This is a genomic window from Shinella sp. M31 (genome assembly GCF_049199205.1).
Lineage (GTDB): Bacteria > Pseudomonadota > Alphaproteobacteria > Rhizobiales > Rhizobiaceae > Shinella.
Genome location: NZ_JBLZPH010000093.1, coordinates 1 through 9,637, shown reverse-complemented (window position 1 = coordinate 9,637; position 9,637 = coordinate 1). Strand labels below are relative to the sequence as shown.

General features: G+C 63.3%; 11 protein-coding genes. 9 read left to right on the top strand and 2 right to left on the bottom strand.

Annotation, left to right across the window (positions count from 1 at the left end; all coding sequences use genetic code 11):
* The first annotated feature begins 271 nt into the window (after positions 1-271).
* Positions 272-1,201, top strand: a complete 930-nt coding sequence (locus ACOZKU_RS15825; protein ID WP_421579662.1) for a DMT family transporter — start codon at positions 272-274, stop codon at positions 1,199-1,201.
* Here ACOZKU_RS15825 and ACOZKU_RS15820 read toward each other — a convergent pair.
* Positions 1,198-1,854 carry a TetR family transcriptional regulator C-terminal domain-containing protein gene (locus ACOZKU_RS15820; protein WP_421579661.1) on the bottom strand — a complete coding sequence of 219 codons (657 nt, stop codon included), beginning with the start codon at positions 1,852-1,854 and terminating at the stop codon, positions 1,198-1,200. The genes ACOZKU_RS15825 and ACOZKU_RS15820 overlap by 4 nt on opposite strands.
* Positions 1,855-2,129: 275 nt before the next feature.
* Here ACOZKU_RS15820 and ACOZKU_RS15815 point away from each other — a divergent pair, with 275 nt between their 5' ends.
* The 3 genes from ACOZKU_RS15815 to ACOZKU_RS15805 all read left to right on the top strand — a co-directional run bounded on the left by ACOZKU_RS15815 (position 2,130) and on the right by ACOZKU_RS15805 (position 5,287).
* Positions 2,130-3,380, top strand: coding sequence for a Zn-dependent hydrolase (locus ACOZKU_RS15815; RefSeq protein ID WP_421579660.1), 1,251 nt, complete (start codon positions 2,130-2,132; stop codon positions 3,378-3,380).
* 75 nt (positions 3,381-3,455) lie between these two features.
* Positions 3,456-4,910 carry a dihydropyrimidinase gene (gene hydA / locus ACOZKU_RS15810; protein ID WP_421579659.1) on the top strand — a complete coding sequence of 485 codons (1,455 nt, stop codon included), beginning with the start codon at positions 3,456-3,458 and terminating at the stop codon, positions 4,908-4,910.
* On the top strand, positions 4,910-5,287 hold the full coding sequence (locus ACOZKU_RS15805) for a hypothetical protein (RefSeq protein ID WP_421579658.1): 378 nt from the start codon (positions 4,910-4,912) through the stop codon (positions 5,285-5,287). The genes hydA and ACOZKU_RS15805 overlap by 1 nt, the downstream gene beginning before the upstream one ends.
* Before the next feature lie 17 nt (positions 5,288-5,304).
* Here the strand turns inward: ACOZKU_RS15805 and ACOZKU_RS15800 are convergent, their stop codons facing one another.
* A complete protein-coding gene (locus ACOZKU_RS15800) occupies positions 5,305-5,718 on the bottom strand; it encodes a cupin domain-containing protein (RefSeq protein WP_421579657.1) in 414 nt (137 codons plus the stop codon).
* Between the two features lie 125 nt (positions 5,719-5,843).
* Between ACOZKU_RS15800 and ACOZKU_RS15795 the strand changes: the two genes are divergently transcribed.
* The 5 genes from ACOZKU_RS15795 to ACOZKU_RS15775 form a co-directional block, all read left to right on the top strand.
* Positions 5,844-6,638, top strand: a complete 795-nt coding sequence (locus ACOZKU_RS15795; protein ID WP_314085865.1) for an ABC transporter ATP-binding protein — start codon at positions 5,844-5,846, stop codon at positions 6,636-6,638.
* Positions 6,638-6,973, top strand: coding sequence for a hypothetical protein (locus ACOZKU_RS15790; RefSeq protein WP_314085867.1), 336 nt, complete (start codon positions 6,638-6,640; stop codon positions 6,971-6,973). Before ACOZKU_RS15795 ends, ACOZKU_RS15790 begins: the two co-directional genes overlap by 1 nt.
* A gap of 3 nt (positions 6,974-6,976) precedes the next feature.
* Positions 6,977-7,861 carry an ABC transporter permease gene (locus tag ACOZKU_RS15785; protein ID WP_421579656.1) on the top strand — a complete coding sequence of 295 codons (885 nt, stop codon included), beginning with the start codon at positions 6,977-6,979 and terminating at the stop codon, positions 7,859-7,861.
* On the top strand, positions 7,858-8,727 hold the full coding sequence (locus ACOZKU_RS15780) for an ABC transporter permease (RefSeq protein ID WP_421579655.1): 870 nt from the start codon (positions 7,858-7,860) through the stop codon (positions 8,725-8,727). The genes ACOZKU_RS15785 and ACOZKU_RS15780 overlap by 4 nt, the downstream gene beginning before the upstream one ends.
* A gap of 25 nt (positions 8,728-8,752) precedes the next feature.
* On the top strand, positions 8,753-9,637 hold an 885-nt coding region (locus tag ACOZKU_RS15775), incomplete at its 3' end, for an ABC transporter substrate-binding protein (RefSeq protein WP_421579654.1).

Sequence of the window (9,637 nt, the reverse complement as noted above, 5' to 3'; positions counted from 1 at the left end):
TCGCGCAATGTAATGTGCTCGCCTTTGATCGCGTGAATGATGTCCTCGAGCAGTTCGCTCGTCTTGCGGTCGGTATCCTTGAAGCCGATGCCGGTCGTCATTGCCTCTCCTTTGCTATCTTGCCGGATATGGGTGGCGATTGCGGTTTTCCTGTGGGGTGAGGCGCGGAAGCGCCGGATCCTTCATCGCGCAGACGCGGGAAAAACCGCATCGCACTTTGGCCGGACTTGCTCTATGACCATGCCGCGCCGCAGACAATAGGATGATTTTCTTGACGAAACGTATGCCGGCCCGCGCGGGCCTCTCCACCCATGCCACGGGCCGTGAGAAGCTCAAGGGCCATCTCGCCATGCTGCTCTTCGCTGTGCTGATTGCCGGCTCCTTCTCCTTCGGCGGCCTTGCGGCGCGCTACATGGAGGCCGAGCCGCTGACGCTCTGGCGCTACATCATGACCATCGTCGTCATGGCAGCGCTGGCCTTCGGCGCCTTCCGGGTACCGGCCGTTTGGCCGAAGGAGATCTGGCGGTTCGTCCTGCTTGGCGGGCTGATCGCCATCTACATGCTCACCATGTTCACGGCACTGGAATATACCAGCCCTGTCGCGACCGGCGCGGTCTTTACCCTGATGCCGCTCTTGAGCGCCGGCTTCGCGCTGCCGGTGCTCGGCCAGAAGACGCGGCCCGGCGTGCTCGCCGGCCTCGTCATCGCCGCCGCCGGCGCCGTCTGGGTGATCTTCCGCGGTAACATTGCCGATATCCTCGCCTTCGATGTCGGCACCGGGGAGATGATCTTCTTTGCTGGCGTCGTCTGCCATGCACTCTATGTGCCGCTGATCCGCCGCTTCGACCGCGGCGAGCCCGCCGTCGCCTTTGGCTTCTGGGTCACGGCCGGCGCCACGATCTGGCTGATCGCGCCGGGCATCCGCGGCCTCGTCGCGACGGATTTCTCCGCCCTGCCGCTAACCGTCTACGCCGCCGTCACCTATCTCGCCGTCGTCACGACGGCCGGCACGTTCCTGCTTTTGCAATATGCTTCGATGCGCCTGCCGGCCTCGAAGGTTCTCGGCTACGGCTACCTCACGCCGAGCTTCATCATCCTGCTCGAAGGCATTCTCGGGCACGGCTGGGCGAGCCTTCCGGTGCTGGCCGGCGCGCTCGTCACGGCCTGCGGCCTCGCGCTGATGGCCTTCCTGCCCGATTAAACCTCGGACGGCTGCTCATTAACATTGAGCCCGCCGATAAAGAGCTGTTCGAGGAAGCGCGCCGCATCCTCGAACCGCCCTTCCCCGGCATTGTCCTGCCCGAGCACGGCGCGCACCTGCACGTCGAAGTCGGCATAGTGCTGGGTCGTCGACCAGATCGAGAAGATCAGGTGATAGGGATCGCATTTGGCGATCTTGCCGGCCTTCGCCCAGGTGCGAATGACCTCCGCCTTCTCGTCGACGAGCGCTTTCAGCGGCCCCTTCAGTTCATCCTCGATATTCGGCGCACCCTGCAGGATTTCATTGGCGAAAAGCCGGCTTTCGCGGGGAAAATCGCGCGCCATTTCCAGCTTGCGCCTGATATAGCTGCGGATTTCCGAGACGGGATTGCCCTCCGCGTCGAACTCGCGCAGCGGATCGAGCCAGGTGTCGAGCACACGGGTGATCAGCGCCCGGTGCATCGTCTCCTTGGTGCGGAAATAGTAGAGCAGGTTCGGCTTGGACATGCCGGCCACTTCGGCGATCTGGTCCACGGTCGCGCCGCGGAAGCCGTGCAGCGAAAAGACCTCCAGCGCCGCCTCGAGGATCTGCTCCTCCTTCGCCTCCTGGATGCGCGTGCGCCGCTGTGTTCTGGCCGCCCTCGGTAGTGCCATCTTGCCCCCTCGGCGCTTTCCGGGATTGCGAAAAGTGCCGCCAAATTCACCAGTTTAACCAGCCGCCATTTTCTTGGGCGAGACCTCAAGGTTTTTGGTTTTTCGGCTTGAGTGCCGCAACGGAAGCTGTAATGTTTACCAACCGGTCAAATTATCAGACAGTTATCAAGTAAAGGCAACTGCTGAGTCGGACAGGCGCAAAACAAACAATCGCGTCGCCAACCGGTGGGAACAAATTGAGGCTTTCAAAGCCCGAAGACGTGGGAGCATACGACATGGCCGCACCCGGCGAGAACATGCGTGTCAACACGGACCGCCTGTGGGACACCCTCATGGACATGGCGAAGATCGGCCCCGGCATTGCCGGCGGTAACAATCGCCAGACGCTGACCGATTCAGACGCCGAAGGCCGCCGCCTCTTCCAGACCTGGTGCGAGGGCGCGGGCCTTTCGATGGGCGTCGACACCATGGGCAACATGTTCATGACGCGCGAGGGCGCCGACCCGCAAGCCCTTCCCGTCTACGTCGGCTCGCATCTCGATACCCAGCCGACCGGCGGCAAATATGACGGCGTGCTCGGCGTGCTCGCCGGCCTCGAAGTCATCCGCTCGCTGAACGATCTCGGCATCCGGACGAAGCATCCGATCGTCGTCACCAACTGGACGAACGAGGAAGGCGCGCGCTTCGCCCCGGCCATGCTCGCCTCAGGGGTCTTCGCCGGCGTGCACAGTCAGGACTATGCCTATGGCCGTAAGGACCCGGAAGGCAAGACCTTCGGCGACGAACTGAAGCGCATCGGCTGGGTCGGCGACGAGACGGTCGGCGCGCGAAAAATGCACGCCTATTTCGAATATCACATCGAGCAGGGCCCGATCCTCGAAGCCGAGAAGAAGGACATCGGCGTCGTCACGCACTGTCAGGGCCTGTGGTGGCTGGAATTCACGCTCACCGGCCGCGAGGCGCATACCGGCTCGACGCCGATGAACCTGCGCGTCAATGCCGGCCTTGCCATGGCGCGCATCCTCGAAATGGTGCAGACGGTCGCCATGGAAAACCAGCCGGGTGCGGTGGGCGGCGTCGGCCAGGTGTTCTTCTCGCCGAACTCCCGCAACGTGCTGCCCGGCAAGGTCGTCTTCACCGTCGATATCCGCTCGCCCGACCAGGCGAAGCTCGACGGCATGCGCGCCCGCATCGAGGCGGAAGCGCCAAATATTTGCTCCGCGCTCGGCGTCGGCTGTTCCGTCGAGGCCGTCGGCCATTTCGATCCCGTGACCTTCGACCCGACGCTCGTCTCGGCCGTGCGCAAGGCCGCCGAAGACCTTGGCTATAGCCATATGAACATCATCTCCGGCGCCGGCCACGACGCCTGCTGGGCCGCGAAAGTCGCACCCGCCACCATGATCATGTGCCCCTGCGTCGGCGGCCTCTCGCACAACGAGGCGGAGGACATTTCCAAGGAATGGGCCGCCGCCGGTGCGGATGTGCTCCTGCACGCGGTGATCGAGACGGCGGGCATCGCCGAATGATCTTTCCCGCCCGGCACGCCGGGCGGTCTTGCGCTTAAGGCGCCAGCAAAAATTAAAGACAGGGAACGAACCAACATGAGCACTGTCATCAAGGGCGGAACCGTTGTCACCGCCGACCTGACCTACAAGGCAGACGTCAAGATCGAGGGCGGGAAGATCGTCGAGATCGGCCCTAACCTTTCGGGCGACGAGGTTCTGGATGCGGCGGGCTGTTATGTCATGCCGGGTGGCATCGATCCGCATGTGCATCTCGAGATGCCCTTCATGGGCACCTATTCAGCCGATGATTTCGAGAGCGGCACGCGCGCAGGCCTTGCCGGTGGCACGACCATGGTGGTGGATTTCTGCCTGCCCGATCCCGGCCAGTCGCTCATCGACGCGCTGAAACGCTGGGACAACAAATCGACCCGCGCCAATTGCGACTACTCCTTCCACATGTCCGTGACGTGGTGGGGCGAGCAGGTCTTCAATGAGATGAAGGCCGTCGTAGAAGAGAAGGGCATCAACACCTTCAAGCACTTCATGGCCTATAAAGGCGCGCTGATGGTGAACGACGACGAGATGTTCGCCTCGTTCCAGCGCTGCGCCGCACTCGGCGCGCTGCCGCTCGTCCATGCCGAAAACGGCGACGTGGTCGCCGCCATGCAGACCAAGCTGATGGATGAGGGCAACAACGGGCCGGAGGGCCATGCCTATTCCCGCCCGCCGTCCGTCGAGGGCGAGGCGACGAACCGCGCCATCATCATCGCCGATATGGCCGGCGCACCGCTTTACGTCGTGCACACCTCCTGCGAACAGGCGCATGAAGCGATCCGCCGCGCCCGCCAGAACGGCATGCGCGTCTATGGCGAACCGCTGATCCAGCACCTGACGCTCGACGAGAGCGAATATTTCAACAAGGACTGGGACCACGCCGCCCGCCGCGTCATGAGCCCGCCCTTCCGCAACAAGCAGCACCAGGATTCGCTCTGGGCCGGCCTTGCCAGCGGCTCGCTGCAGGTGGTGGCGACCGACCATTGCGCCTTCACGACTGACCAGAAGCGCACAGGTGCGGGCGATTTCCGCAAGATCCCGAATGGCACGGGCGGCCTCGAAGACCGCATGCCGATGCTCTGGACCAACGGCGTCAACACCGGCCGCCTGACGATGAACGAGTTCGTGGCGGTGACCTCCACCAACATCGCCAAGATCCTCAACGTCTATCCGCGCAAGGGTGCCATCCTCGTCGGGGCGGATGCGGACATCGTCGTGTGGGATCCGAAGCGCTCCAAAACCATTTCCGCCAAGAGCCAGCAATCGTCGATCGACTACAATGTCTTCGAGGGCAAGGAAGTCGTCGGCCTGCCGCGGTACACGCTGACCCGTGGCGTCGTCGCCATCGAGGAGAGCACGGTCAAGACCCGCGAAGGCCATGGCCAGTTCGTCAAGCGCGAGCCCTTCGCCGCCGTCAGCAAGGCGCTGTCGACCTGGAAGGAAATCACCGCGCCGCGCAAGGTGGAGCGCAGCGGCATTCCGGCGAGCGGCGTCTGATGCCGGCCGGCCGCGCCCTCCCCGCACTCCTTCTCAGCCTTGCGCTCGCCGGTCCGGCGGGCGCGGCAACCGATATCGTCGACGGCAGTTATGGTGACAAGGACGGCTGCCTTTATTCCGAAACCGGCGAGACCTCCGGCTCCGACATCTTCTTCCTACTCAACAAAGAGGGCGTGACCACCGCCGTCTCCTATTGTGAATTCAAGGGCGGCGGCAAGCAGGTCAGCGGTGCAACGAAAATCGCCGCCGAATGCCATGAGGAGGGCTCCGAGGACGTCACGCCCAACGAGCTGACGCTGACGCCCGACAATGGCGGCTATACGATCAGCTTCCCCGACGGCTCGCGCTGGGGGCCGCTGATGCGGTGCAAGAAGTAATGGGCGGGCGAAGACCTTTAGAGCGCAACCAGCGCCTCGAGATGCGGCAGAAGCACCACGCTCTCCTGCTCGTGGGGATCTGTCCGGGCGATGACGGCAGAGGCCGGCTGGTCGGAAAGGTTGGCGGGCAGATGCGGAACGCCGGCGGGGATGTAGAACATCTCGCCCGCCCTGACGATCACGTGGTGCTCCAGCCGCTCGCCGTACCAGGTATGCGCCTCGCCGGAGAGCATATAGATCGCTGTCTCGTGGCTCTCATGCATATGCGCCTTCGCGCGCCCGCCCGGCGGGATCGTCAGAAGATGCATGCAGATGCCCGAGGCACCGACGCTTTCCCGCGCGATACCTTCGAAATAGCTGAACCCCTGCTTGCCGTCATAGGTGCTGCCCGGCCGCACGATCCGGCACTCGGCTTTCGTTTCATCCGTCATTTTCCTCTCCCCCGAAAGAATTCCGTGCCCAAAGTGATAGCGAAGACAAAGCCGATTGCAATGCCGGGAAGGGACATGCAGTCTGCCCGAAACCGCGCCGCGCGAGGCGCCGAAAGATGATGAGCATGGCCCCAGCGAATACCGTCGTCTGTGCAAAGGATCTCGGCCTCACCTTCCAGACCGCTGATGGCCCCGTCACGGCGCTGACGGGCGTCAATCTCAATGTCGAAAAGGGCGATTTCGTCTCGTTCATCGGCCCGTCCGGCTGCGGCAAGACAACCTTCCTGCGCGTCATCGCCGATCTGGAAAAGCCGACCTCCGGCACCATCACCGTCAATGGCATGACACCGGAGGAGGCCCGCAGGCGCCGCGCTTATGGCTATGTCTTTCAGGCCGCAGCGCTCTATCCCTGGCGAACGATCGAGAAGAATATCGCCCTGCCGCTGGAAATCATGGGCTATTCGAAGGCCGAGCAGCAGGCGCGCGTCGCCAACACGCTCGACCTCGTCAACCTCACGGGCTTCGGCAAGAAATATCCCTGGCAGCTGTCGGGCGGCATGCAGCAGCGCGCCTCGATTGCCCGCGCGCTCGCCTTCGACGCCGATCTCCTCCTGATGGACGAGCCCTTCGGCGCGCTCGACGAGATCGTGCGCGACCATCTCAACGAACAGCTCCTGAAACTCTGGGAGGCCACCCAGAAAACGATATGCTTCGTCACCCACTCGATCCCGGAAGCGGTCTATCTCTCGACGAAGATCGTCGTCATGAGCCCCCGCCCCGGCCGCGTCACCGACGTCATCGATTCGCCGCTGCCCCGGGAGCGCCCGCTCGGCATCCGCGAAACCCCCGAATTCCTCGAAATCGCCCACCGCGTCCGAGAGGGCCTGCGCGCCGGCCACAGTTACGAGGAGCATGCCTGATGAAGCTCTCCTTCGTGCTCTGGCTGTTCGGCGCCACCGCCGTTTTCATCGGTGCGGCCACCTCGTCGCGCGCCTATCTCGGCACCACGAACATCCTCTATCTGCTGCTGTCCATGGCGCTCTACATCGTCGGCAACCTGATGATGCTGAAGCTGATGCGCGAAGGCGGACTCGGGCTTGCCATCTCGCTTTCGGCCATCACGCAGCTGCTGCTGGTCAATGTCATCGCGTTTTTCTTCTTCGGCGAGCGGCTGAGCCAGACACAGCTTGCCGGCGTTGGTCTCGGCATTCTCGCCATGGGGCTGATGCTGCTGCCGACCACGGCGCGGAGTTGAGCCATGGGGGAAGCCAGTTTTCTCAGAGACCGCCTCCTCCCCATCGGCACCGTGGTGCTCGCGCTCATTGCCCTCTGGTATGCCTTCGTCGTGGTGCTGAACGCACCCTTTGAGCGCGACACCGCCGCGCGCGCCGGCACGACCATCGACTTCTTGGAACTCCTACCGAAGACCATGGCGCAGGAGCGGCCCGTGCTGCCGGCGCCCCATCAGGTCTTCGCCGAACTCTGGGATACCACCGTCAACAAGGCGATCACCTCGAAGCGCAGCCTCGTCTATCATGCCTGGGTCACGCTCTCGGCAACGCTGATGGGCTTCGGCATGGGCGCGGTGCTCGGCATTCTGCTGGCCATCGCCATCGTGCACAACCGCGCCATGGACCGCTCGCTGATGCTCTGGGTCATCGCCAGCCAGACAATCCCCATCCTCGCCATCGCGCCGATGATCATCGTCGTCCTGAACGCGGTCGGCATATCCGGCCTTATGCCAAAGGCGCTGATCTCGACCTATCTGTCGTTCTTCCCCATCGTCGTCGGCATGGTGAAGGGCCTGCGCAGTCCCGAACAGATCCAGCTCGACCTGATGCACACCTACAATGCCTCGGCCGCCCAAACCTTCTGGAAGCTGCGCTGGCCTTCCTCCATGCCCTATCTCTTCACCTCGCTGAAGGTGGCGATCGCCATCTCGCTCGTCGGCGCCATCGTCGGCGAATTGCCGACCGGCGCCGTCGCAGGCCTCGGCGCGCGCCTGCTCGCCGGTTCCTACTACGGCCAGACGGTACAAATCTGGGCCGCCCTCTTCATGGCGGCGGCGGTTGCGGCGCTGCTCGTCATTGTCGTCGGCTTCGCCCATAGCCTCGTCCTCAAGCGCATGGGGGCACAGGCATGAACCTTTCCATCCTGATCGCCGCCATCGTCTTCTGGCTCGCCGCCTGGGCGCTCAACGAATGGCTGGTGCGCCGGAAATTCGTGAACCCGGCCGCCAGTCGCGCCGCGCGCATTGCCGTGCCGCTGATCTTCGGCGCAACCATCCTCGTCCTGTGGGAGGGCATCGTGCGCGGTTTCAACGTGCCCTCCGTTCTGCTGCCGCCGCCGAGCATGATCTGGGCGCGACTGATCAGCTCGGTGCCGACGCTCTGGGCCGATTTCCGCCAGACCTTCCTGAAGTCCGTGATAACAGGTTATGCGCTCGGCTGCGGCCTCGGCTTCCTCGTGGCGATCCTCATCGACCGCTCGCCGTTCCTGCAGAAGGGGCTGCTGCCGCTCGGCAATTTCGTCTCGGCGCTGCCGGTCATCGGGGTTGCGCCGATCATGGTCATGTGGTTCGGCTTCGACTGGCAGTCGAAGGTCGCCGTCGTCGTCATCATGACCTTCTTCCCCATGCTGGTGAACACGGTCTCGGGCCTTGCCGCGACGAGCCATATGGAGCGCGACCTGATGCGCACCTATGCCGCCGACTGGTTCCAGACACTCGTCAAGCTGCGCCTCCCCGCCGCCTGGCCCTTCATCTTCAACGCTCTCAAGATCAACTCCACGCTGGCGCTGATCGGCGCCATCGTCGCCGAGTTCTTCGGAACCCCTATCGTCGGCATGGGCTTCCGGATTTCCACGGAAGTGGGCCGCATGAATGTCGATATGGTCTGGGCCGAAATCGCGGTTGCCGCGGTGGCTGGTTCCGCCTTCTATGGGGCGGTCGCGCTCGTCGAGCGGATCGTCACGTTCTGGCATCCGTCTGTCCGTGGTGGACAGGCGTAAAACAAAGAAGAAAGAGGGAACTGACATGAAAAAAACGATTGCATCCATGCTTCTCGCAAGCACCTTCTCGCTTGCCGCTTTCCACGCGGAGGCCGCCGACAAGGTGACGCTCCAGCTGAAATGGGTGACCCAGGCCCAGTTCGCCGGCTACTATGTCGCGAAAGACAAGGGCTATTACGAGGAAGAAGGCCTCGACGTCGACATCAAGCCAGGCGGCCCGGACATCGCACCGGCGCAGGTGATTGCCGGCGGCGGCGCCGACGTCATCGTCGACTGGATGCCCTCCGCACTCGCCACCCGCGAGAAGGGTGTCGCGCTCGTCAACATCGCCCAGCCGTTCAAGTCCTCGGGCATGATGCTGACCTGTTTGAAGGAATCCGGCGTCAAGGGCCCGGAAGACTTCAAGGGCAAGACGCTCGGCGTCTGGTTCTTCGGCAACGAATATCCGTTCCTCTCCTGGATGAGCCACCTGAAGATCCCGACCGATGGCGGGCCGGATGGTGTCACCGTCCTCAAGCAGGGCTTCAACGTCGATCCGCTGCTGCAGAAGCAGGCGGCCTGCATCTCGACCATGACCTACAACGAATATGGTCAGGTTCTCGATGCCGGCATCAAGCCGGAAGACCTCGTGACCTTCAAGTATGAGGACCAGGGCGTCGCCACGCTCGAAGACGGCCTCTATGTGCTGGAAGACAAGCTCAAGGACCCGGCCTTCAAGGAAAAGATGGTCAAGTTCGTACGCGCCTCCATGAAGGGCTGGAAATATGCGGAAGCGAACCCGGACGAAGCCGCAGGCATCGTTCTGGAAAACGACTCGACCGGCGCGCAGACCGAGGCGCACCAGAAGTTCATGATGGGCGAAGTCGCCAAGCTGACGGCCGGCTCCAACGGCGCGCTCGACGAGGCGGAC